19 protein-coding genes and 1 tRNA gene are annotated in these 22778 nt (G+C 62.4%); 3 read left to right on the plus strand and 17 right to left on the minus strand.

Features of this window, described 5'->3' with window-relative positions:
* Nucleotides 1-16 precede the first annotated feature (16 nt).
* Genes AC1Q6C_RS13780 through AC1Q6C_RS13790 form a run of 3 tightly spaced genes read left to right on the plus strand, consistent with a single transcriptional unit; the run spans nt 17 to nt 3170 of the window.
* On the plus strand, nt 17-1030 hold the full coding sequence (locus tag AC1Q6C_RS13780) for a Fe2+-enterobactin ABC transporter substrate-binding protein (protein ID WP_003942170.1): 1014 nt from the start codon (nt 17-19) through the stop codon (nt 1028-1030).
* Complete coding sequence (entS, locus tag AC1Q6C_RS13785) at nt 1027-2328, plus strand: enterobactin transporter EntS (protein ID WP_007735127.1); 1302 nt, start codon at nt 1027-1029, stop codon at nt 2326-2328. Before AC1Q6C_RS13780 ends, entS begins: the two co-directional genes overlap by 4 nt.
* The gene (locus AC1Q6C_RS13790) at nt 2325-3170 is read left to right on the plus strand and encodes a siderophore-interacting protein (RefSeq protein WP_047271424.1); all 846 of its coding nucleotides are present in this window, start codon (nt 2325-2327) and stop codon (nt 3168-3170) included. The genes entS and AC1Q6C_RS13790 overlap by 4 nt, the downstream gene beginning before the upstream one ends.
* Here the strand turns inward: AC1Q6C_RS13790 and AC1Q6C_RS13795 are convergent.
* The 17 genes from AC1Q6C_RS13795 to nuoF form a co-directional block, all read right to left on the minus strand.
* Nucleotides 3119-4567 carry an MFS transporter gene (locus AC1Q6C_RS13795; RefSeq protein WP_492666667.1) on the minus strand — a complete coding sequence of 483 codons (1449 nt, stop codon included), beginning with the start codon at nt 4565-4567 and terminating at the stop codon, nt 3119-3121. The two genes, AC1Q6C_RS13790 and AC1Q6C_RS13795, sit on opposite strands and share 52 nt — an antisense overlap.
* 1020 nt (nt 4568-5587) lie before the next feature.
* Nucleotides 5588-7213 carry an ABC transporter permease gene (locus AC1Q6C_RS13800; RefSeq protein WP_492666668.1) on the minus strand — a complete coding sequence of 542 codons (1626 nt, stop codon included), beginning with the start codon at nt 7211-7213 and terminating at the stop codon, nt 5588-5590.
* Entirely contained in the window at nt 7210-8001 is a 792-nt protein-coding gene (locus AC1Q6C_RS13805; protein ID WP_492666669.1) for an ABC transporter ATP-binding protein, read from the minus strand. The genes AC1Q6C_RS13800 and AC1Q6C_RS13805 overlap by 4 nt, the downstream gene beginning before the upstream one ends.
* A gap of 120 nt (nt 8002-8121) precedes the next feature.
* Nucleotides 8122-8192 (minus strand) — tRNA-Cys (locus AC1Q6C_RS13810).
* 104 nt (nt 8193-8296) lie between these two features.
* Nucleotides 8297-8923, minus strand: coding sequence for a class I SAM-dependent methyltransferase (locus AC1Q6C_RS13815; protein WP_492666670.1), 627 nt, complete (start codon nt 8921-8923; stop codon nt 8297-8299).
* 20 nt (nt 8924-8943) lie between these two features.
* A complete protein-coding gene (locus tag AC1Q6C_RS13820; RefSeq protein ID WP_047271430.1) occupies nt 8944-9660 on the minus strand; it encodes a hypothetical protein in 717 nt (238 codons plus the stop codon).
* Nucleotides 9657-10241 (minus strand): RNA polymerase sigma factor, encoded by a 585-nt coding sequence (locus AC1Q6C_RS13825; protein WP_063316531.1) that lies wholly within the window; start codon nt 10239-10241, stop codon nt 9657-9659. Before AC1Q6C_RS13825 ends, AC1Q6C_RS13820 begins: the two co-directional genes overlap by 4 nt.
* Nucleotides 10242-10271: 30 nt before the next feature.
* Nucleotides 10272-10955, minus strand: coding sequence for a lysoplasmalogenase (locus AC1Q6C_RS13830; protein ID WP_065455660.1), 684 nt, complete (start codon nt 10953-10955; stop codon nt 10272-10274).
* A 4-nt stretch (nt 10956-10959) separates the two neighbouring features.
* On the minus strand, nt 10960-12552 hold the full coding sequence (gene nuoN, locus AC1Q6C_RS13835) for an NADH-quinone oxidoreductase subunit NuoN (RefSeq protein WP_492666671.1): 1593 nt from the start codon (nt 12550-12552) through the stop codon (nt 10960-10962).
* On the minus strand, nt 12549-14153 hold the full coding sequence (locus AC1Q6C_RS13840; RefSeq protein ID WP_492666672.1) for an NADH-quinone oxidoreductase subunit M: 1605 nt from the start codon (nt 14151-14153) through the stop codon (nt 12549-12551). Before AC1Q6C_RS13840 ends, nuoN begins: the two co-directional genes overlap by 4 nt.
* Nucleotides 14147-16039, minus strand: coding sequence for an NADH-quinone oxidoreductase subunit L (gene nuoL / locus AC1Q6C_RS13845; protein ID WP_492666673.1), 1893 nt, complete (start codon nt 16037-16039; stop codon nt 14147-14149). Before nuoL ends, AC1Q6C_RS13840 begins: the two co-directional genes overlap by 7 nt.
* 1 nt (nt 16040) lies before the next feature.
* Entirely contained in the window at nt 16041-16340 is a 300-nt protein-coding gene (nuoK, locus tag AC1Q6C_RS13850; protein ID WP_003942238.1) for an NADH-quinone oxidoreductase subunit NuoK, read from the minus strand.
* A complete protein-coding gene (locus AC1Q6C_RS13855) occupies nt 16337-17134 on the minus strand; it encodes an NADH-quinone oxidoreductase subunit J (RefSeq protein ID WP_162113594.1) in 798 nt (265 codons plus the stop codon). The genes nuoK and AC1Q6C_RS13855 overlap by 4 nt, the downstream gene beginning before the upstream one ends.
* Nucleotides 17131-17718 carry an NADH-quinone oxidoreductase subunit NuoI gene (gene nuoI, locus AC1Q6C_RS13860; RefSeq protein ID WP_054831327.1) on the minus strand — a complete coding sequence of 196 codons (588 nt, stop codon included), beginning with the start codon at nt 17716-17718 and terminating at the stop codon, nt 17131-17133. The genes AC1Q6C_RS13855 and nuoI overlap by 4 nt, the downstream gene beginning before the upstream one ends.
* A complete protein-coding gene (gene nuoH / locus AC1Q6C_RS13865) occupies nt 17711-19051 on the minus strand; it encodes an NADH-quinone oxidoreductase subunit NuoH (protein WP_064112787.1) in 1341 nt (446 codons plus the stop codon). Before nuoH ends, nuoI begins: the two co-directional genes overlap by 8 nt.
* Nucleotides 19048-21462 (minus strand): NADH-quinone oxidoreductase subunit G, encoded by a 2415-nt coding sequence (locus AC1Q6C_RS13870; RefSeq protein WP_492666674.1) that lies wholly within the window; start codon nt 21460-21462, stop codon nt 19048-19050. Before AC1Q6C_RS13870 ends, nuoH begins: the two co-directional genes overlap by 4 nt.
* Entirely contained in the window at nt 21459-22778 is a 1320-nt protein-coding gene (nuoF, locus tag AC1Q6C_RS13875; RefSeq protein ID WP_007735149.1) for an NADH-quinone oxidoreductase subunit NuoF, read from the minus strand. The genes AC1Q6C_RS13870 and nuoF overlap by 4 nt, the downstream gene beginning before the upstream one ends.

A 22778-nucleotide genomic window follows, 5' to 3' on the forward strand; every position in this document is an offset into this window, starting at 1 on the left:
CAATGGGAGCTCAATGATGAAGTCCACACCGCCCCTCGCGATACGGAGTTGGCGACGTTTCGTCGCCATCGCAGGGTTGCTGATCGTCGCACTCGTGGCGATGATCGGTTGCAGTAGCGATTCGAACGACGAACCGACCAAGGCTGCAGAGCCCACGACCCGCGTGATCGAGACCGAGAAGGGCTCGGTCACCGTGCCCGCGTCGGCGGAGCGCATCGTGGTTCTGAGCGGCGGTCTCGCCGGATACCTGTACGCCCTGGACGCACCGGTGGTTGCCACCGATACCCGCGTCCTCGGTGTCACGAACCTCGACGGTGGATTCCCGCCGGCTTGGGCGGACGCCGCAAAGGCGCAGGGCACCAAGGAATTGCCGGCCGGCGAGCAGCTCAACATCGAAGCCGTCGCGGCGGCTGAGCCCGACCTGATCATCGGCGGTGGCCAGGGAATCACCTCGGTTCAGTCCGAGGAACTCTACGATCAGCTCACTGCTATCGCACCCACCGTCTTGGTCCCCAAGACGGTCGCCGCGTGGGACAAGCAGCTCGAAATCGTCGCCGACGCGGCGGGCCGTTCCGACCAGGTTCCGGCACTGATGAGCGCATACGAGGACAAGGTCAAAGAGGTCAAGGGCAAGATCAAGGTTCCCGAGGGCAACGTCGTCTACTTCCTCTCGGTCTCGAGCAACAAGCCGTACCTCGTTCCGCCGACGGCCGCGCTGCCCGCGATGCTCGCCGAGCTCGGTTTCAAGGCCGACGACGTCATGGCCAAGGCCGGCAACCCGCAGCTCTTCGGCTCGGGTGACTCGTTCGAGGTCAGCCCGGAACTGCTCTCGCAGGTCGCCGATGCTCCTGTCGCCTTTGTGATTCCGGTGTCCGGTCGCCCGATGGCCGAACTTGCCACCGATCCGCTTTACTCGCAGTTGCCGTCCTTCAAGGCAGGCACGACGTTCGAGCTCCCCGCCAGCAGCTACCGTCCTGACTACGACGGCGCAATGGCTACCCTCGACCTGATCGGCCAGACCTTCGCATGACTCGATTCGGTGGGCTGGTGATCGATGTTTCACCCTTGCGGACCAGCCGTCCCTTCAGGTACGCCTTTTCCGCGCGATTGATCTCGCTGCTCGGGATCGGACTGCTCGTCGTAGCCGTCCCCGCGCAGACGTACCAGCTCACCGGCTCGACCTTGCAGGTTGCCGGAGTGTCCACGGCGATGGCCATCGCCATGTTCTTCGGCAGCCTGTTCGGCGGCGTGCTCGCTGACCGTTACGATCGGCGACGCACCATCCAGTTGGCCCGCAGTGCTGCGGGTCTCGGCTTTGTCATTCTCGGGTGCAATGCGCTCTTGCCACACCCGTCGATGTGGGTCATCTACGTCGCGGCAGCTGTCGACGGCTTGGCCGGCGGTGTCAGCAGCTCGGCCTTGATGGCTTTGATGCCGACGTTGTTGCCGCGCAACAAGATGGCTGCGGCCGGCGCTTTGGTAGCGCTGACCACCGACATCGGGACGATGATCTCGCCGGCAATCGCCGGCGTGATCATCGCCTCCGGCGGCATTCCCGCGACATACTTTGTTGCTGCGGTGGCCACCGCAGCAACTGTCACGTTGTTCCAAGCCATCGGCCCTTCTCCTGCACCGGGCACGAATCACGAAAGCCCGATGCGCGCGCTGGTGACCGGCGTGAAATTCGCCGGCACGCACACAGTCATTCGCGGCATCCTGATCAGCGGTCTGTTGGTCATGTTCGTCAGCGGGCCGATGGTGTTGCTGCCTGCCTTCGTCGACCAGGTCCTCGGCGGCGGACCCACCATGCTCGGTCTGCTCTACGGCGCCCCCGCTGTCGGCGCTGTGGTCGGTTCCCTCACCAGCGGTTGGACCGGACGAGTCCACCGCAACGGCGCCGCGATGTTGATCTCTGTTGCGCTGATGCCTCTCGGCCTGGTGGTACTGGGTGCGTCGGGAGCAGCGATTGTCGCGTTCCTGGGCCTGGCCGGATTCGGCCTCGGCCGCGCACTCAACGACATTCTGAGATTTGCAGTCCTTCAACAGAACACTCCGGACGAATTGCGCGGACGCGTGTCCAGTCTGTGGATGGTGCAAGCCGTCACGGGTACGGCGATCGGTTCGATGGCAGCCGGGTTCCTCGGGCAGTGGCTCGAGCCTGGCGCCGCGCTACTGGTCTTGGGGCTCGCCGGTGTGACACTGGGCCTGGTGCTCCTGGCAGCATTGGGTTCGGTGCGCCGGGTAACTTCGGAGATCAACGAAGTCGATCTCTCCGAAAACACTGTGCCGGTGGGGAATGCTCCGCCGGAAAAGGAAGGTAGTTCATGAACCGAGGAGACCACCTCGCGACCATCGCCGAAGTTCTGGCGGGAACCACCGGCGCAAAAGTGCCGTACCCCATCGGCATTCGCGAACTCGAAGTTGTTCGCAGCGAAATGGTCGGGACCGGACTGTTGCGTCTGACCTTGGGTGGACCGGAGTTGGCGGGCTTCGAATCGCACGCTCCCGACGAGCATGTTCGCCTGGTCTACCCGGATGCAGACGGAACTTTACGTCTACCCGAACGCGACGGATTCAGCCTGAAGTGGCCTCGTCCATTGCCGATCTCGCGTGAGTACACCGTCCGTCGATACGACGCCGAGGCGGGGGAGCTGGACCTCGATTTCGCGCTCCACGAAGGTGGGTACGCCTCTGATTGGGCTCAGGCGGCGACCGTCGGCACTCGGGTGCACGTGGCAGGTCCGCCCGGTGGCGTCGTGGTTCCGTGGACGTACGACCGCTATCTGCTGGCCGGTGACATCACCGCCCTTCCTGCCATTGCTCGTTGGCTCGAGATGATGCCCGCTGCTGCCGCCGGGTGGGTGTTCGTCGAGATCACCGACCCTTCACAGGAAATCGAACTCACTGTTCCGGAAGGCGTCGAGGTGCGATGGCTGCACCGCGGTGACGTCCCAGCCGGTCACTCGGATCTGCTCGAGCAGGCAGTACGGACGGTCACCGTGCCCGAGGGCGAGCGTGTCTACGCCTGGATCTCCGGTGAGGCCACCAGTCTCAAGCCGATTCGCAGATTCGTGCGCGACGAACTCGGCCTGAGTTCGGGCGACCACCTGATCACGGGCTACTGGAAGCGCGGAGTCGCAGACTTCGACGAGGACGACGACGACCACTGAACATCGGTTGATGCCGGTTTCGGCATCGTCACCGCGACAACGAGTCCGACAATCGCAACGATTGCCGCCACTCCGAAAGCTGTGGCGAATGCCGAGTGCTGGGGAAGGCCGCCGGATGAAGTCGCGCTCGCGATGATCCCGGCGGCAATTTGGGTTCCCACAGCAGAACCCAGCGATCTGGCGATCGTGACTATTGCCGTCGTGACACCTACGCGGTCTGCCGGTGCGCTGTCGGCGGAGATGACGAACACTGCCGTCGACGCGGCGGCAACGCCGGTACCCGCAAGGATCAGCACCACAACGATCTGCCACATCGTGGTTGCAAAGACCCCGACGGCGCCGCTCAGGCCGAGGAAGGCAACTCCCGCTACCGCAATGGCTTTCGTGCCGACCCGTTGTGCGAGCTTTCCGGAAATCACCGACGCGATCACCGCTGCGCCGTAACCGATGCACAGCAGGATTCCGATGGCACTTGTCGATGCACCGCGGCCGAATCCGCTCTCTGCCGGCACGGCGAGTTGTTGCGGAAGTAGATAGACAACAGCGCCGTAAGTGAACCCGAAAACCACGCCGACGACCACGGCGCTCCACATCGAACGATGCCGCATCATCGTCAGGTCGACCATCGGCTCGGTTGTCCGGCTCTGATACTTGGCCCAGATCGCGAACACGGCAGCGGAAGCGAGAAGCAGCAGCATCGACGTCGGTGCGCCCCACCCGTTGCTCGATGCGCTCGCCAGCCACGCCGTCAGCGTCAACAATCCCAGAGCCAATCTGCCCGCTCCCGGCCAATCGAGTCGGCCGCCGACGTTCGATATGTGATCTCGTGGTGTGCTCACGGCAAAAGCAATTGCGCCGAGCAAAACGAACGCGGTCGGAACTGCATACATCGCGGTGCGTGAGACGTTTTCCGCGACGGGCCCGGCCAATACGACTCCCAGAGCGCCGCCGGCCACTACGACAGCCCCGAGTAAACCCGTGGCCGTCTTCAGTCGGTCCGAGGACAAAGTGCGTCGTAGGACCACGAAGCTCACGGGAAGCAACCCGAGCCCGAATCCCTGGAGAAATTGGCCGAGGACGAACAGCGGGAAGATCGTTGCGAGAGCGGACACGCTGCCGCCCAGGACAACGATTGTCGTGATCGCGAGCAAGGTGGGGCGGGCGCCGTACACGTCGGCTATTCGCCCGGCCATCGGCGTGACGAGGACAGTGCTCAACGTCAGAGCGACGGATGCGAGCGCTCCGACGTCGGCCGTCACTCCGAAGTCTCTCTGTATCAGGGGGAGTGCGGGGACGATGATGCTTTCGAGCGCGGCCACGGCAGCGATCAGCAGGGTCAGGCTTGCGATAGTTGCTACCGGTCGCGGCTGATTGCCGGAGACGCTCTCTGTGGTCATCGTGCTCTCTTTCGATCGGGGAGTGAGGAGCTTATGGACGCGACGAAACGCCGCCCCTCCAAGAGCCCGGAAGGGTTGTGGCACTGGATATATCGGGCTGTGAAGTAGACCGTCTCTTTATTTCGTTACGCGTACCGTTATTGTGGAGAAATGTAATCGGATTCAGCGCACAAAGCAAGAGTCGGATGGGGTGGAAATGGTGTCATGTATCGCCAGATCGCAACGGGCAGACTTTTGCTGCCACCGTCAGTCGGTGTCAGGTGATGTGACGATGGGGCTCATTTCTCGATGAGCATGACGCTGGTCACCAAAATGCTTCTCCGAGCAGGGAGTTCATCTGCCGGACACATCCAAGGTCCCCGTTTGAATGCCGGGTTTGTTAGCTTTCTGCCTGTGACGCGACGTCACGGAAAGTTCACGAATCACGGAGGATCATCATGGGTTCTATTTCAACGATCATCGGAATCTTCGAGCTCTACAAGCTTCTCGAGCCGCTGCTGAGCTCGCTGAGCTGATTCAGGTGTGATTTCGCTGTCGAGCCGGGGCGCCGAGGGACTCGGCTCGACAGCGGATCTCGAGGATCCGGCGCGATCAGGACCCGTGGAACGGATGTCGGCACCGGCAGAATTCCATCGCTCCGGTGTAGTGGTCCATCACCAGGATTTCTGCACACCGAGCGGGCTGCGGAGCGAACCTGAGGCAGCGCTCGATCCACCCACGCTCCAGCGAAGGGGCGGGGTGCGCGCAGTTCCCGCATCGGCCGGGACGTTCGGCGACACGTACGGAACCGTAGTGCTCCGGGGACATGCCAAACATCTTGGTGGTGCGATGTTTCCAGGGCAATGGTTCGGCTCGAGCGGAAGCTATGTCACGAAAGCCCGGCGGCGATATGCGAGGACCGAACCCGTTGAGCTGCGCTACCTGGATCCCTGATAATCCGATTGCCCAGACTGAGTTTTTTGGTGCAAGTTGCGGCTACTGCGCTGACGCCCAGAAATTCTCGGACTATCTGGGCAACGATCATGCGGTGGTAACCGCGAACAGAATCCGATCCGGCTCGCGTTGCATACGGGTGATCGCGACGCGGCCCCCGATCCAAGCACCAAGTGCACCAATCGCAACAGCGACAGGGATGGCGAAATAATTCACCGGGTTCGGTAGCAGCGCCCCGAGTAGAACGCCGGGCGCCGTTGTCGCGGCGAAGATGACGATGGCGAGGATGATCAGTCCGAAGGACGAGCCATTGAAGGATCCGCGGGTGTTGAGGGAGAACGTCTTCTTCATCTCCGGGACCGGGTAGGGGGCTTTGGCGGATATCGCTACTACCAATCCTGCACCGACTCCCATCATCGAAATGCCGACGGCGAGCGGCACGGCCAGTCGGTCGGTCCCGAGGTCCCCGAAGATCCGTACAGCAGCTGTTGCGACGACCACGAAGGGTGTCATCACGATCGCCCACGCGATTTGTCGGCCCCGGACGTCAGCGGCAGCGGCTTCGGGGATCATCACCAGATGCCAGATCGATGCGCCGTCGAATCCGTACAGATTCGATCCGGCTGCCATTGCCAGGTAGATCAGGAACCAGGCACCCCATGCGGCGGAGAAGGGGATCGATGACGAGATCAGCGGTCCGAAGCCGGAGACCAAGGTCATGATGGCAACGGAGAGCAGTTGTGTTCGTCGGCGCATGTCTCCGTGCCAGAGCGAAAGCTCGCGAGAGATGACGGTGCCCAGTCGGGATGCGCGCCAACCGGTTCGAATGTCGCGGCCCTGGTTCTTCAATTGCACGGAAGTGGCGCCCGCTGATTCTGCGACCTTCCCGTTGAAGTAGCGAACGACCAGGCGTTGCCATGACCACAGCAGTGCGAGATCGACCAGCACCAGGGCGAGGACTGCTCCGGCGGCGAGGAGCCAGGCGCCTCCTGCTGCTGCGTCGACACTGGTGATTCCCCACGCGAACGGGATCGAATGCGCGACCGTGAGCGGCCACGTGACGTCGCCGTCCACGACCGTGCCGAGGCGACTCTGCAGCGGAAATTGCAGCAGATACAGTCCGCCGAAGAACGTGCCGAATGCCAACAGTCCCAGTTCGCGGCTGCGACGACTCCGCAGGAGCTGCGACATCGCCAGCATCGCGACCCGTGAGGTGCCGACAATGAGCAGGACCGTTGCGGGCCAAGCGATAATGGCCAATGGCAGTGCGGCAGGGTGGTGTGTAGCGGCATAAATTGGAATCGCTGCTGCAGCCAACGCGGTAATCGGCACGGTCATACCGACCAGCGACGTCGAGAACAGTGCTCTGGCGAGTCGGACGGGTTCCAGGGGGAGTAGTTGGAAATGTCTGGGGTGAAGATTGTCATCTGACAGACCAGACATGATCGGCATCAAGATCCACATCACGCCGATAGCCGAAAGTGCGAGACTGGTTGTGCCGCTGACGAGATCGGGGGAAACACCGTTCTTTCCCGAAGCTCGTAGGCACAGTAGCGCTGCCCCCAGAACCCCGAACAACGCTGCAATGACCTTGATTACAGCTCTTCCACCGGTGAACTGACGTTTGTAGAGGGTCATGCGCATGCGGAGAACAGTGCGCCACACAGAGACCGACGGGTTCCAGTGTGTCGGTGAAAAGCTGGTGGTGGTCATGCGCGCATCCATGACAGTCCGTCGGGACTGGGACTGCGGCTACCGACAAGGCGAACGAATGCCTCGTCGAGAGTGTTGCCTGCGCGCACCTCGTCGACCGTTCCTGAAGCCACGACGCGACCGTCTGCGATGACTCCGATGTGAGTACACAGTTGTTCGACAAGGGCCATCACGTGACTGGAAAGAATGACCGAGCCACCTGAGTGGACGAACGAGAGCAGAATGCTCCGAATTCCGGCCGAAGAAATGGGGTCGACAGCTTCGAACGGCTCATCCAGTACCAGTAAGCGAGGGCCGTGCAACAAGGCCGAGGCCAACCCGATTTTCTTCGTCATGCCCGCTGAATAATCGGCGATGACCGTTCCACCTGCATCGGCGAGATCGAGCGCGGCCAACAGTTCGTCGCGTCGTGACGCGATGACGTCCTCTGGCATACCGCGCAGTCGCCCGAAATAGGTGAGTAGTTCATGACCGGTGAACTGGGCGGGTAGCGCCAGACCGTCGGGTAGGACGCCGAGCAGACTCTTCGCTGCCACAGGGTCGTTCCACACGTCGTAGCCGTACACCAGGCTGCGACCGTAGTGCGGGCGAAGCAATCCGACAGCCATCGACAATGTGGTCGTTTTTCCCGCACCATTCGGGCCCACCAGACCGAACAACGAACCTGAGGGCACCGCAAGAGAAAGGTCGTTCACAGCAACTTTCGCGCCGAACGCCATGCAGAGGTGTTCCACTTGCGAAGCCATCGGTCCGGGAGGTAACTGTCCTGTCTCGGGTAGAGGGTGCATCGATCGAGGGTAACTGTCCGGAGCCATGTGCGCGGAGACGGAGCGGAGCGATGCAGGTTGCGTGCACCGAATGTCATTCCTAGGTGGGGGTTGCGACATGAGTCGCTGGTTCGCAAGGGGAGCGGATGGCAGGAGTCGAACCTGCGTGGACGGTTTTGCAGACCGCTGCCTTGCCGCTCGGCCACACCCGCATTGATCCAATTATGTTCGTAGTGAACAACAGTCGCCACCATTGTGATCAGGGTGAGTTGATCGCCGTGTAACGGATCGCAGGGAGTGCGGGGGAAGTGCCGGGTCAGGCGCGGGAGAACACCGCGACCAGGAATTCGGAATCCTCCTTGAACGGGCGAAGATCCCACGTGGAGAGCAGCAGATCAGCCTCGAGGCCACTCGCGGTCGCGTCGGCGAGAAACTCGGGGAACTCGTAGCCACGGCCGGCACCGAATCCGATGACTACTCGGCCGCTCGGAGCGAGATGACGAGCGAATCCCGCCAGTATTGCTTGCCTGGTGGACGGGGCGAGAAACGCCATCACGTTGCCTGCCGACACGATGACGTCGAAATCTGCCTCGACACCGCGGGCCGGCAGATCGAGTTCGGCGAGATCGCCGACAAGCCACGCCGGTCCGGGGTGGTCTTCTTCTGCGGCAGCGATGAGAACCGGGTCGACATCGACTCCGACAACCACATGCCCGACGTCGTGCAGATAACCGCCGAGTCGGCCAGGCCCGCACCCTGCATCGAGAACCCGGCCACCGCGTCCGAGCATCGCGTCGATCAAACGTGCTTCCCCGACAATGTCCTTGCCGTCCGCTCTCATGGAACGGAAACGCTCGACATATCGTGTGGAATGCGTCGAGTCGGCTGCAGTGATCTCTTCCCACTGGCTGGGGATGCGCTCGTTCGGGGCGTGTGCAGTCATCTTTCGAGGGTACCGACAGCTCACCGGGTGCCGACGACCGTCCCGTCTGCGGCATATCCGACGAGGGTTGGACGAGGGGACGTGAGCGACAGGGGAATCCATCCGTAGAAGCGGTCTTCGGCAAGAATTGTCGGATAGATCTGGCCGTCTGCGGTGTGAAGTTCGGCTCGGACAGCACCTCCCGCTCCTGCGTCGTAGGTCGCCTCGTGCGGACCGGCCTCGTACCCGGCGCCGCCCCCGAATGAATCTGCGCCGTACAAGTCAATTGATCTGCAGCCGTGTCCGAGGCCGATGAATTTCGACGGACCAACCTTGTCGATGTCGGCTGACGCCTCGAAAACCGGGGCGACGCACCTCCAGCCATTGGCGCCGTGGGCGACAAAGACGCTGAACAAGGTTCCGTCAGGTCCGGGAATGGACCCGACCCGCTCGGCGGTGGACGGATCTATTCCGCCGTTGGTTCCCGGCATCGTCTGCCAACCCGAGTACATGTCGGTGAACGCTTTCGGCATCATCCCCGTGGCAGCGGCGCAGCCCACCACCACTGCTGCGCAGATCGCCGCGACGAGAACGATGGCACCGACGCGACGGCGTGGAGCTTTGGTTGCCCCAATGTTGTTTTCGGTAGCCATGATTCGGGTTCGTGCGGCATCTTGGACGTTCTCGGGCCAGAGTTCGGCGGAAACCGTATCGCTCGGCCGCAGCTTCTCGAGCGTGGTCAGCAGATCTTTGCTCATGGGGTACTCCCGTGTTCGGCGGCAGCGCAAGGTCGGGCGGTGTTCATCGGGATTACGGTGACGGATTCTGAAGGCAACCCGGCGCGCAATCGACGCCGAGCGCGAAAGAGACGAACATGCATGGCCGGAACCGAACACCCAGCGACCCGCGCGGCTTCGGTGGCGGTCAACCCGTCCCAGGCAGTCAGGAGCAGGGCTTCACGTTCGGTGACGGTGAGTGTTGCCAGTGCTTCGAGCAGTTCCGTGCGTTCGGTGACAGTGACGTCGGCGCCCGGCGTCGATGCCGCAATCTGCTCGATGCGTCCCATCTTCTCGGTGAGCGCGTCAAGGCGCCGAACGCTGCGACGGTTGTTGTTCACGGTGTTTCGAGCCACCACCAACAGCCATGGCAGTGCCGGCTCGGGCACTTCGTCCAAGCGTCGCCAGGCAACGAGGAACGTCTCGGAGACAACCTCCTGCGCGCTGTGATGATCAACGTGGCGACAGGTATACGCGAACACCCGACCGGCGTAGGCGTCCCACAGGGCGGTGAACCGGTCTTCGCCGCTCGGCGGCGGTTGTTCCTCGGATTTCGGGGTCATATGAAGAGATGTCCGGCTGGTTGCTGATCCTTACAGCCGCTGAGCTAATGGACGGTTTGGCGTCTTACTCCGGCCGAGAACTCCCACTGTCAGAAGCAACAGAGCGAGGATGTACAGCGTCATGATCCAGATGCCCGCAGCGGCGGGCTGCCACTTGTTCGCCTGGCCGAGCAGGATGAGGGCGTCAGAGGTGAGGAACAGCGCGCCGCCGATACCGGTGATCGAGTTGTACGTCAGTGCGGTTGATGCGGTTCCCACCAGGATTGCGGCGTACACGGGGACGGCAATTCGAAGTTCAGGTTCGAGACCGGTCCAGGTGTACGACACTAGAGCGATCCCAGCGACGGTGTAAGCGCACAGAAACCATGGCCGCCTTCGTATCTCCCGAAGCGCGCCGTGTGAGAGAAAGAATCGGATGAAGCAGAGGTGACCGATCGCGAAGGCTGCCATCCCGATGACAAACGTGGAGTCCCAGATCAGGAACAAATCTCCGAAAGCACAGGCAATCAGCGCAGCAGCAACAATTCGAGGTCCGCGTCGGGCGACAACCCAGGCAGCCAGAATCGGCGCGAGCATGACCTTGGTGATCCCGTCCCAGGGCGCAGCATCAGCGGCATTGAGGATCAGATGGACAATCGCTACCGCTGAAAACCCGACGAACCATGGCGACCGGATGGTGCTCGGCAGTCCGGCGTCGCAATCAGATTCACGCATCGGCTCAGTGTAGGAAGTCCGCTGCACGCTCGGCGAGGTCGAGCGCCGGCTGGGGGAGTATGCCGAGGATGAGCGTGACACCGGCGCCGAGGCCGATCACACTGCTGGTCAGTGCACTCGGTACCACGACGGTCGGAGCGTCTGCGGCCGATTCGGTGAAGAACATCAACACGATCACTCGCACGTAGAAGTACGCGGCGATCGCGCTGCACAGGACACCGACGATCACGAGAGGTGCGGCCCCGCCCTCGGCTGCCGCGCTGAACACCGCGAACTTTCCGATGAACCCACTGGTCAACGGGATCCCGGCGAAAGCCAACAGGAACAGTGCAAACACAACTCCGACCAGCGGTGAGCGCCGGCCCAATCCGGCCCAGCGCGAGAGCGTCGCGACCTCACCGTCTGCGTCCCGAACCAGACTCACGACGGCGAACGCGCCCACGGTGCTGAATCCGTAGGCCAGAAGGTAGAACATCGCCGAGGCCAGGCCGGCATCCGAATCCGCAACCACAGCGGTCAGAATGAATCCGGTGTGCGCGATGGCCGAATACGCGAGCATCCGCTTCATATCGGTTTGCGTCACAGCGACGATCGATCCGACAACCATCGTGAGAATCGCGACCGCCCACATCAGTGGACGCCAGTTCACGTACTCGTTCGGCAGAGCCACATAGAAGACACGAAGGATGGCACCGAATGCGGCGATCTTGGTCGCAGTAGCCATGAAACTGGTGATCGGCGTCGGCGCCCCTTGATAGACGTCGGGAATCCACGAATGGAACGGCACGGCACCGACTTTGAACAGTAATCCCACGGCCACGAGTGCTGTCCCGAGCCACAGGAAGGCGTCGGTACCCGACCCGCTGCGAGCTGCGTCGGCGATACCGGAGAGCGTGACCGTCCCGGCATAGCCGTACAGCAACGCGATTCCGAAAACGAAGAACGCCGACGAAAATGCCCCGAGCAGAAAGTACTTGAGCGCAGCTTCCTGGGAGAGCATGCGACGTCGGCGTGCCAGACCACACAGGAGATACAGAGGTAGTGAGAACACCTCGAGCGCAACGAACATCGTCAGCAGATCGTTGGACGCGGGAAAAAGGAGCATGCCGCCGACAGCGAAGAGGGTGAGCGGAAAGACCTCGGTCTGGGCGATACCGACCTTGACCGCTTCTTGTTCCGCAACACTTCCGGGGACGCTCGACGCTTGAGGGGTGAAACCGCCGAGCGCGTCGTGTTGCGCGATCACCTCGGCGGTGTTGCCCGAGCCTCGCTCGGCGATCAGCAGTACTGCGGGGATCGACACGAGAAGGATCGTGGCCTGTAGGAAAAGGGTCGGACCGTCGACCGCTACAGAACCCATCGCCGTCGACCGCGTGCCGGCGAGCAGAAGCACTGCCACGAACGCGGCCGCCAAGCCTGCGACACCGAGGACGAGTTGCACGGGGTATCGAAAACGCCGGGGTGCAAATGCCTCGATGAGTACGCCCACAACCGCAACACCGAACACGATCAGCATTGGCGAGAGCAAGCTGTATTCGACACTGGGTGACGCCGTGCCGGCTGAGCCGAGGATGGTCACGTCGTTGAAGGAACTCATTTGTGGGCACCTCCTTCGTGGTCGGCGACGAGCGGGGTCGGAGCCTCGTCGACGACCGTATGGCTCACTGCAGGAGTGATGACGTCCAAGGCAGGCTTGGGGTAGATGCCGAGAAGCAACAGGAGTGCGATCAGAGGGGCGACCACCACGAGTTCGCGTCGAGCGAGGTCGCGGATCGTTCCCTGCCCTTCCTTCACAGGTCCGCCCATCATGCGCTGGTAGAGCCAGAGTATGTAGATCGCGGACAGGACAAGCGCGGCAGTCGCCGCGACAGCGGCCACGTGGTATCGCGAGTACGTCCCGATCAGCACCAGGAACTCACTGACGAACGGCGCGAGACCCGGCAGCGACAGCGTTGCCAGCCCCGCAACGAGGAATGTGCCGGCAAGTACGGGTGCAACTTTCTGGACGCCGCCGTACGCCGCGATCGATCGAGTACCTCGCTGCGAGACGAGGAATCCCGCAATCAAGAACAGAGCCGCAGTGGAGACTCCGTGATTGACCATGTACAGCGCGGAACCCGCCTGGCTCTGGCTGGTCATCGCGAAGATTCCGAGAATGATGAAGCCGAAGTGCGAAATCGACGTGTAGGCGATCAGTCTCATGACGTCTGTTTGCGCGATCGCCAGTATTGCGCCGTAGACGATCCCGATAACGGCGAGCGTGATGATCCACGGTGCAAAGGTCGACGACGACTCCGGGAACAGTTGCAGGCAGTAGCGAATCATCGCGAACGTGCCCACCTTGTCCACGACCGCCATCATCAGCACTGCTGTCGACGGAGTCGATTCCACCGCGGAGTCCGGCAACCAACTGTGCAGCGGCCAGAGCGGTGCTTTCACCGCGAACGCGAACATGAATCCGAGGAACAAGGCGTTGAGCACCCCGGGTCCCACACCGAGTTCACCGCTGTTTGCCGCTGAGGCGATCGCCCGGAAGTCGAAAGTGCCGCTGGCGAAGGGACTCTCGTCGCGCGTGGTGACCACATACAGGCCGATGACTGCAGCGAGCATGACCAGGCCGCCGAGGAGGTTGTAGAGCAGAAACTTCACGGCTGCGCGAGATCTGCCCACTCCGCCGAACCCGCCGATGAGGAAATACATCGGTATCAGCATGGCCTCGAAGAAAATGTAGAACAAGAGAATGTCCAAGGCGCTGAACGAAATCATCACCATGGACTCGACAACAAGGATCAGCGCGAAATAGGTGTGCGGCATTCTCTTGGGTGATGCCGGGTCTGCCGGGACGTCATTCCAGCCCGCGATCAGGAGTAACGGCACCAGCACGGCGGTGAGAAGAACCAGAACGAGTGCGATCCCGTCGAGTCCGAGTGTGTAGCTGGTACCGAAAGCCGGTATCCAGCTGTGGCTTTCGACAAATTGAAATTGTTCGCCGCCGCGGTCGAACGCAACTCCGAGAACGGCGGCGACCACCAGGACTGCCACGGACACAGCCAATGCGAGAGACTTCGCAAATTGGTACGACCGTGCCGGCAGAGCGAGGACTACACCCGCTCCGATGAGCGGAAGCAACCAGAGCACCGTCAGCGCAGGGAAGCCGGTATTGGTCACAGAGTCGCTCACCGCCGCTTCGATCACCACAGTGTCACCGCCATCATTGTCGCGACCACGAGTGTTGCTCCGACAAACATCACCAGCGCGTACGAGCGAACAAACCCGGTCTGTAGCTTCCGCGTGAGCGCGGACAGCCCGGTGACGACCACCGCAAAGCTGCCCACGACGCCGCCTATTCCCTTGGTGTCGAACACTTCCAACGACTTGGTGAGTTGTTGTCCGGGCTTCATGAACACCGTCTCGTTGAAGGCGTCACCGTACAGATCGCGGCGAGCCGCACCGGTCAACGGTGAAACCGGAGTCGGTGCCACAAGTGGAATCTCCCGGGTGGCGTACTCGCGATACGCAATCGCGACGCCGGCGGCAACTGCGAGCAGCGCCAGCGCGGTGATCGACCATGCGGGTATCGGCGGTTCGACGTGATGTGAGCCGACAACCGGTTCGAGCCAGTTCTGCAAGCTGGACCCGATGGTCAGGAGCATCCCGGCGCCGACGGACCCCACGGCCAGGATGATCATCGGAGACGTCATCACTGCCGGAGATTCGTGAGGTTTCTGGTTCTCCCAGCGGGCCTTCCCGAGGAAGGTCATCAGCATCACGCGGCTCATGTAGAAGGCAGTGAGGGCCGCACCCAACAGGGTGACGATGCCCAGCACAACACCCTTGACGCCACCCTCGCCGATCGCAACCTCGATGATCTTGTCCTTGGAGAAGAACCCGGCAAACGGCGGAACACCGATGATGGCAAGGTATCCGAGCCCGAACGTGACAAAAGTCAGTGGCATGAACGCTCGGAGCCCGCCGTAGCGCCGCATGTCGGTTTCGTCGTTCATCGCGTGCATCACCGAACCCGCGCCGAGGAACAGGCCTGCCTTGAAGAATCCGTGGGTGATCAGATGAAGGATTGTGAAGGCGTATCCAGCTGGTCCGAGGCCCGCCGCCAGGACCATGTATCCGATCTGACTCATGGTCGATGCGGCGAGCGCTTTCTTGATGTCGTCCTTCGCGCAGCCGATGATCGCACCGAACAGCAGCGTCACGGCACCGACGATGACAACCACGAGTTGAGCGTCGGGTGCGAGATCGAAGATCGGATTGGAGCGCACGATCAGGTAGACGCCGGCCGTGACCATCGTGGCCGCGTGAATCAGCGCCGAGACGGGGGTGGGGCCCTCCATCGCGTCGCCGAGCCACGACTGCAGTGGCACCTGCGCCGACTTCGCGCATGCAGCGAGGAGGAGCATCAGGCCGAGCGCCGTCAGGACACCTTCGCTTGCACCAGACGCGTCGGCGAAGACGCTGCTGAACGAGAGCGAGCCGAACGTGCTGAACATCAACATCATCGCGATCATCAATCCGATGTCGCCCACCCGATTGACGACAAAAGCCTTCTTGGCAGCGGTCGCCGCCGACGGCTTGTGCTGCCAGAAACCGATCAGCAGGTACGACGCCAAACCGACGCCTTCCCAGCCGACGTAGAGCCCGAGGAAGTTGTCGGCGAGCACGAGGAGCAGCATCGCAGCGAGGAAGAGATTGAGGTAGGCGAAGAACTTACGACGCTCGGGGTCGTGCGCCATGTAGCCGACCGAGTAGATGTGGATCAGCGAACCTACACCGGTGATGAGCAGGACGAAACACATCGACAGTTGATCAAGCTGCAGTCCGAACTCGACCTGAAGACTGTCGACCGGGACCCAACTGAACAGGTGCTCGGTGACGGTGCGGTCGGCGGTGTCGCGGCCGAGCATGGCGATGAAAAACACCACTGCGACGACAAACGACGCGAGTGCCATGACGCAGGCGAACAGGTGGCCCCACGCGTTCGTGCGACGACCCGCCAGCAACAGGACAGCGGCGCCGCACAGGGGCAGGGCGGGGAGCAACCAGATGGCGGACGTGATTCCTCCTGACATGTCAGTACTTCAGCAGGTCTGCGTCGTCGACGGATACAGAACGCCGAGATCGGAAGATGATCATGATGATTGCCAAGCCGACGACTACTTCGGCCGCAGCTACCACCATCGTGAAGAAGGCGAAGATCTGGCCGTCCAGATTGCCGTGCATGCGCGCGAAGGTCACGAATGCCAGGTTCGCGGCGTTGAGCATCAATTCGATACACATGAACACCACGATGGCGTTGCGTCGCAGGAGGACTCCCGCAGCCCCGATGGTGAACAACAGGACCGACAGATACAGGTAATTCTCGGGATTCATCGCGCAGACTCCTCACCGGTACTCGGATCCGGGGAACGCGGAGTGAGTGCGCTGCTGACGGAGAGCGTCGAGAACGTTCCGTCGGGCAACAGTGCCGGCATGTCCACTGCGTTGTGACGTGCGTACACGCCGGGACTGGGGAGGGGAGTGGCCGAGCCCTTGTCGGGATCACTCTCATCGCTGCCCAGGTACGCGAATCGTTGCTGCGAGAGTTCGCGTTGGCTGAGTGTGGCTCCGATCTTCTCCCGATGCGCGAGCATCATTGCACCAAGTGTCGCCGTGATCAGCAGTGCGCCAGTCAGTTCGAAGGCCCAGACGTAGCGGATGAAGATGAGATCGGCGAGAGCGTCGATGTTGCCCTGGTCGAGTCCGGTGAATCCGGTGAAGCCCGAGATCGACGCATTTCCGAGTCCGCCGATAAGGAGTAGCCCGAATCCGACGCCGATCACGATCGCGCTGACGCGTTGTCCCCGTAGCGTTTCGACCAAGGAGTCCGAAGAATCCACGCCGACCAGCATCAGGACGAACAGGAACAACATCATCACTGCGCCGGTATAGACGACGATCTGGACGACACCGAGGAACAGTGCGCCCTGCACGATGTAGAAGACGGCCAGGATGATCATCGTCATTGCAAGGAAGAGCGCAGAGTAGACGGCCTTGGGGGCGGCGACCACACCCAAAGCGCTGATCACCGCAAGGGTTCCGAGGATCCAGAACTGCACCGCCTCGCCGGTGGAGGTCGATGTCATCGTTCCCTCCGCCAGGATCGTGGTCGTGACCGCCGCGATCATTTCTCGGTCTCCGGGTTCGGCTCTTGCTCGGGTGCTGGCTGTTCGGGTGCTGCTTGTGCGGGTACTGCCTGTTCGGGAGCTGCTGTGATGTCGCCGCGGTAGTAGTCGTCCTGAGTTGTGCCGGGACGCAGCGCGTGTGGTGGCGCTGCCATGTCGGGTTTCAGGGGCGCGAGAAGGCGGTCCTTCTCGTAGATCAATCCGGCTCGGTTGTCGTCGGTCATCTCGTACTCGTTGGTCATGGTGAGAGCCCGAGTGGGGCAAGCCTCGACGCAGAGGCCACAGCCGATGCACCGCAGGTAGTTGATCTGATACACCCGCCCGTAACGCTCGCCGGGGGAGAACCGTTCTTCTTCGGTGTTGTCAGCACCCTCGACATAGATCGCGTCGGCGGGGCAGGCCCAGGCACACAGTTCGCAACCGATGCACTTCTCGAGTCCGTCCGCATACCGGTTGAGTTGATGGCGACCGTGGTATCCGGGCGCGGTGGGCCGCTTCTCCTCCGGATAGAACTCGGTCTCGGGTTTCTTGAACATTGTCGAGAGCGTCACTCCGAAACCCGCGATAGGTCCGAGGAAATCAGGCATGGGAGTCCTCCGATGTGTCGGAAACATCTGTCCGCCGCGGCGGTGGCACGTTCTGACCCGGTAGTTTTCGGGTCGGCAGCGTTTGACCAGGTAGGGGTGGAACCGGGAAGCCGCCCGACATCGCATCGAAAGGCCGGGTCCCCGAATCGGGCACCAACGCGGCGGTTCGGCGTCGGCTGCGGTAAGTCCCGGCCAACACGATCAGGAGCGCAGCTCCGAGAACCAGTGCGACGCAGAGAAGTACGACCCAGGTGTTGTAGCCCTCGTTGCGGAACGCACGAACGGTCGCGATCACCATCACCCATACCAAAGCTGCGGGGATCAGAACCTTCCAGCCGAGATTCATGAACTGGTCGTAGCGCAATCGAGGAAGCGTGCTGCGCAACCAGATGAAGACGAAGAGGAAGCCCCACACCTTGGCGACAAACCACAGCACCGGCCACCAACCGGAATTGGCGCCGTCCCACAGGTTGAACGGGAACGGTGCGTGCCACCCGCCCAGGAACAGTGTCGTGGCCAGAGCGGACACCGTCACCATGTTCACGTACTCGGCCAGCATGAACATCGCGAACTTGAGTGAGGAGTACTCGGTGTGGAACCCACCCACCAGTTCACCCTCGGCCTCGGGAAGGTCGAAGGGAGCCCTGTTGGTTTCGCCGACCATGGCTGTCACGTAGATCAGGAAGGACGGCAGGAGGAGAAAGACGTACCAGGCACCTTGTTGGGCGCTGACGATGCCGGACGTGGACATCGTGCCGGCGTAGAGGAAGACTGCGGCGAAGGACAGCCCCATTGCTACTTCGTAGGAGATGACCTGCGCGGTCGATCGAAGTGCGCCCAGTAGTGGATACGTCGATCCGGACGACCAGCCGGCAAGCACGATCCCGTACACACCGATTGAAGTCACGGCGAGGATGTAGAGAACTCCGACCGGCAGATCGGTCAGTTGCAGGGGTGAAAGGGTTCCGAAGATCGACACCTGCGGACCGAACGGGATGACGGCAAAGGCCATGAACGCGGGCACGACTGCGATGACGGGCGCGAGGAGATAAATCGGTTTGTCGGCGCCGGTCGGTGTGATGCCCTCCTTGAGGGCGAGCTTGATTCCGTCAGCGAGACTCTGGAGCATTCCACGGGGGCCGACGCGGTTCGGTCCGACACGCATCTGCATGCGTGCCATGACCTTTCGTTCCGCGTAAATTGCCACCAGCGGTGTGAGTACGAGGAACACGAAAATGGCGAGAGCCTTGCCGATCACCAACCACCACGGGTCGTGCCCGAACGCCGACAGGTCGACCGGAGCTGCCACGGTCCCGTATTCGTGGGTGGTCATTGCGCTCCAGCCTTCGCAATCTTCACCACGGAACCCGCGGTAACGCAGAGCGTTTGGTAGATCGTGCTACCCGGTGAATTGAGTGGGAGCCAGACTGTTCGAGGCGGGAGTTCGGTGATCTCCAACGGTAATGTGATGGAACCGGATTCAGTCGACACCGCAACGTGATCGCCGTTGTCGGCGCCGATCTCGGCAGCGGTCTCGGCAGACAAACGTACGAGTGGGAGCCGTGCCGTACCCGCCAGGTTGGGCTCGCCGTCTTGCAATCGGCCGTTGTCGAGCAGCATTCGCCAACTCGACAACACTGCCTCGCCCAGTGCCGGTGTGGGCATGGTGCCTGACGGGACCTGAGGCGAGGTGGGGCGCGATCCGTACCAATCGCCGAGGCGATGTATCTCCGAGCGTGCGGAATCTGCGTCGGGTAGGCCCAGATCGATGCCCATCTCGGCTGCGATCGCGTGGAGAACGCGCTGATCCGGCATCACTCCTGTCGTTCTCAACGCAGTGTCGAACACGCGCTCGCGGCCTTCCCAATCGAGGAAGGTTCCGGGCTTCTCGGCGACCGGTGCCACCGGGAAGACGACGTCGGCGAGTTCGGTGACTCCGCTGTGACGGATCTCCAAACTCACCACGAAACCTGCTGCTTCGATCGCGGCCCTTGCCTTCGCCGGGTTCGGGAGATCACTCAATTCGACGCCGCCGACAAGAAGGGCAGCAGTCGTCTGCCCCGGATCCAGCAGACTCGCGGCGTCGCGCCCGTCGGATGCCGGGATGGAGGCCCCCCACACTGATTCCACCTCCCGACGTGCTGCCGGGTCCGCAACGGGGCGTCCGCCGGGAAGCAATCCCGGTAGTGCGCCGGCCTCGACGGCGCCGCGATCACCAGCGCGGCGTGGGACCCAAGCCAAACAAGCTCCTGTCGCTTCGGCGAGACGTACCGCCGCGGCGAAGCCGCCCGCCACCTCACTGAGTCGTTCGCCCAACAGGATCACTGCACCGGGCTGCCGGAGGAGCTGGCCCTCCTCGCTGCTGGGGTGAGACAACGAATCCATCAGAGCTGCTTCACTTCCGGGTACGGTCCGAAGCAAAGAGCCGCCCATCTTCTGCAGGCCGCGCGTAGCGAATGGCGCGCTGGAGAGCACCGTCGTCTTGCCGAAACGTGCGGCCTTGCGTAGCCGCAGGAAGATGATCGGTGACTCCTCCTCGGGCTCGAGAGCTACCAGCAATGCGGCCGGGGCCGACTCGAGGTCCTGGTACGTCACCGACTCTTCGAGTGTGCGGCCGGCGACGTGTGCTGAGAGGAAACCTGCCTCTTCGGCAGAATGAGCACGGATTCGGAAGTCGATGTTGTTGGTAGCGAGAGCAACTCGCGCGAACTTGCCGTAGGCGTAGGCGTCCTCCAAGGTAGAGCGTCCGCCGACGAGTACGCCTGCGTCACCGCGGGCCTGCGCGAAGGATCGCGCAACGAGGTCGAGTGCCATGGGCCACGACGCCGGAATCAATTCGCCGTCAGCGTTGCGGATCAGGGGAGTGGTGATCCGATCACCTTGGGTCGTGTACGTGAATGCGAAACGGCCCTTGTCGCAGTTCCATTCCTCGTTGACTTCGGGGTCGTCCCCGGCGAGACGGCGGAGAACCTTTCCGCGACGGTGGTCCGTGCGCTGAGCACATCCGTCGGCGCAGTGTTCACACACGCTGGGGCTGGACACCAGATCGAACGGTCGCGCCCGGAATCGGTATGCCGTACTGGTAAGCGCGCCGACCGGGCACACCTGGATGGTGTTGCCCGAGAAGTAGGACTCGAAGGGCTCGTTGGCGTAGATCCCGACCTGTTGAAGCGCGCCGCGCTCGAGGAGATCGATGAACGGGTCGCCGGCGATCTGGCCCGAAAACCGTGTGCATCTGGCGCAGAGGACGCAACGCTCGCGGTCGAGCAGGATTTCGGACGAGAGTGGGATGGGCTTGGGGTAGGTCCTTTTCTCCTCACCGAACCGGGATTCGGTGCGACCGGTCGACATCGCCTGGTTCTGGAGCGGGCACTCGCCGCCCTTGTCGCACACGGGGCAGTCCAACGGGTGGTTGATGAGCAGGAGTTCCATCACCCCCCGCTGCGCCTTCTCGGCCACCGGCGACGTGAGTTGCGTGGTGACGACCATTCCGTCCGCAACCGGTGTCGTGCAGGACGCCACCGGCTTGCGTTGACCTTCGACCTCCACGATGCACTGGCGGCACGCCCCGACCGGATCCAGAAGGGGATGATCGCAGAACCGCGGAATCTGGGTGCCGATCATCTCTGCAGCGCGAATGATCAACGTGCCCTTGGGTACCTGGAGTTCTCGGCCGTCGATGGTGAGGGTGACCAGATCAGTGGGCGGTGCCGTGTCGGCCTTGGTAGCGTCGGCTGCAGTCATGAGACGAACGCTCCTGTCGCGAGAACGGACCGGCGAGGATCGAACGGGCATCCGTTGCCGTCGAAATGCGCGACGTATTCCTCGCGGAAGTACTTCAGGGAGGACATGATCGGGCTGGTCGCTCCGTCGCCCAACGCGCAGAAGGATTTTCCGAGGATGGTGTCCGAGATGTCGAGAAGTTTGGTGAGATCAGCTTCAGTACCTGTTCCGCCTTCGAGCCGACGCAGGATCTGCACCAGCCAGTACGTGCCTTCGCGGCACGGCGTGCATTTACCGCAAGATTCGTGGGCATAGAACTCGGTCCACCGCAGCACCGCACGCACGATGCAGGTTGTGTCGTCGAATATCTGCAGTGCTTTGGTGCCGAGCATCGATCCCGCCGCGCCGACGCCCTCGTAGTCGAGTGGGACATCGAGATGTTCGTCGGTGAAGATCGGAGTCGAGGATCCGCCGGGAGTCCAGAACTTGAGGGTGTGCCCGGTGCGAACGCCGCCCGCGTAGTCGAGAAGTTCTCGCAACGTGATGCCGAGCGGCGCCTCGTACTGGCCGGGAGTGGTGACATGACCAGAGAGCGAGTACAACGTGAACCCCGGCGACTTCTCGCTTCCCATCGACCGGAACCACTCCGGGCCGCCCAGGACGATCGACGGCACACTCGCGATGGACTCGACGTTGTTGACGACGGTCGGGCAGGCGTAGAGGCCGGCGACGGCGGGGAATGGCGGCCGCAGTCGAGGCTGACCGCGTCGTCCCTCCAACGAATCGAGGAGGGCTGTCTCCTCACCACAGATGTACGCGCCTGCTCCGGCGTGCACGACGAGATCCAAGTCGAATCCCGAACCGAGGATGTTGCGGCCCAGGTATCCGGCCGCGTAGGCCTCGGCCACGGCGGTCTGCAGACGTCGCAGGACCGGGACCACCTCGCCCCGGACGTAGATGAACGCCTTGGCCGCTCGAATTGCATACGCCGCGATGATGACTCCCTCGACCAGCGTGTGTGGGGTCGCCATCATCAACGGCATGTCCTTGCATGTGCCCGGTTCGGACTCGTCGGCATTGACGACGAGATAGTGAGGCTTGCCGTCTCCTGGCTTGTCTTCGGTGCTCTGTGGGATGAAACTCCACTTGAGGCCCGTCGGGAAACCGGCGCCACCGCGCCCACGAAGGCCAGCGTCCTTGACCGTTTCGATCACGGCGTCGGGGGACATGGCTAGCGCTTTGCGTAGGGCTTGGTAGCCGTCGTGACGAAGGTAGCTGTCGAGAGTCCACGAGTTCGGTTGATCCCAGTAGCGACTCAGGACGGGGGCGAGTGTCAT

Source organism: Rhodococcus sp. MT28, assembly GCF_058792695.1.

Coding starts and splice junctions, on each gene's coding strand:
- entS (WP_007735127.1), top strand. CDS start 1,027: ATGACTCGATTCGGTGGGCTGGTGATCGATGTTTCACCCTTGCGGACC.
- AC1Q6C_RS13815 (WP_492666670.1), bottom strand. CDS start 8,923: ATGACTGCACACGCCCCGAACGAGCGCATCCCCAGCCAGTGGGAAGAG.
- nuoL (WP_492666673.1), bottom strand. CDS start 16,039: ATGTCAGGAGGAATCACGTCCGCCATCTGGTTGCTCCCCGCCCTGCCC.
- AC1Q6C_RS13820 (WP_047271430.1), bottom strand. CDS start 9,660: ATGAGCAAAGATCTGCTGACCACGCTCGAGAAGCTGCGGCCGAGCGAT.
- AC1Q6C_RS13825 (WP_063316531.1), bottom strand. CDS start 10,241: ATGACCCCGAAATCCGAGGAACAACCGCCGCCGAGCGGCGAAGACCGG.
- AC1Q6C_RS13855 (WP_162113594.1), bottom strand. CDS start 17,134: ATGATCGCGGCGGTCACGACCACGATCCTGGCGGAGGGAACGATGACA.
- nuoI (WP_054831327.1), bottom strand. CDS start 17,718: ATGCCTGATTTCCTCGGACCTATCGCGGGTTTCGGAGTGACGCTCTCG.
- AC1Q6C_RS13780 (WP_003942170.1), top strand. CDS start 17: ATGAAGTCCACACCGCCCCTCGCGATACGGAGTTGGCGACGTTTCGTC.
- AC1Q6C_RS13800 (WP_492666668.1), bottom strand. CDS start 7,213: ATGACCACCACCAGCTTTTCACCGACACACTGGAACCCGTCGGTCTCT.
- AC1Q6C_RS13870 (WP_492666674.1), bottom strand. CDS start 21,462: ATGACTGCAGCCGACGCTACCAAGGCCGACACGGCACCGCCCACTGAT.
- nuoK (WP_003942238.1), bottom strand. CDS start 16,340: ATGAATCCCGAGAATTACCTGTATCTGTCGGTCCTGTTGTTCACCATC.
- AC1Q6C_RS13805 (WP_492666669.1), bottom strand. CDS start 8,001: ATGCACCCTCTACCCGAGACAGGACAGTTACCTCCCGGACCGATGGCT.
- nuoF (WP_007735149.1), bottom strand. CDS start 22,778: ATGACACTCGCCCCCGTCCTGAGTCGCTACTGGGATCAACCGAACTCG.
- AC1Q6C_RS13830 (WP_065455660.1), bottom strand. CDS start 10,955: ATGCGTGAATCTGATTGCGACGCCGGACTGCCGAGCACCATCCGGTCG.
- AC1Q6C_RS13795 (WP_492666667.1), bottom strand. CDS start 4,567: ATGACCACAGAGAGCGTCTCCGGCAATCAGCCGCGACCGGTAGCAACT.
- nuoN (WP_492666671.1), bottom strand. CDS start 12,552: ATGAGTTCCTTCAACGACGTGACCATCCTCGGCTCAGCCGGCACGGCG.
- AC1Q6C_RS13790 (WP_047271424.1), top strand. CDS start 2,325: ATGAACCGAGGAGACCACCTCGCGACCATCGCCGAAGTTCTGGCGGGA.
- nuoH (WP_064112787.1), bottom strand. CDS start 19,051: ATGACCACCCACGAATACGGGACCGTGGCAGCTCCGGTCGACCTGTCG.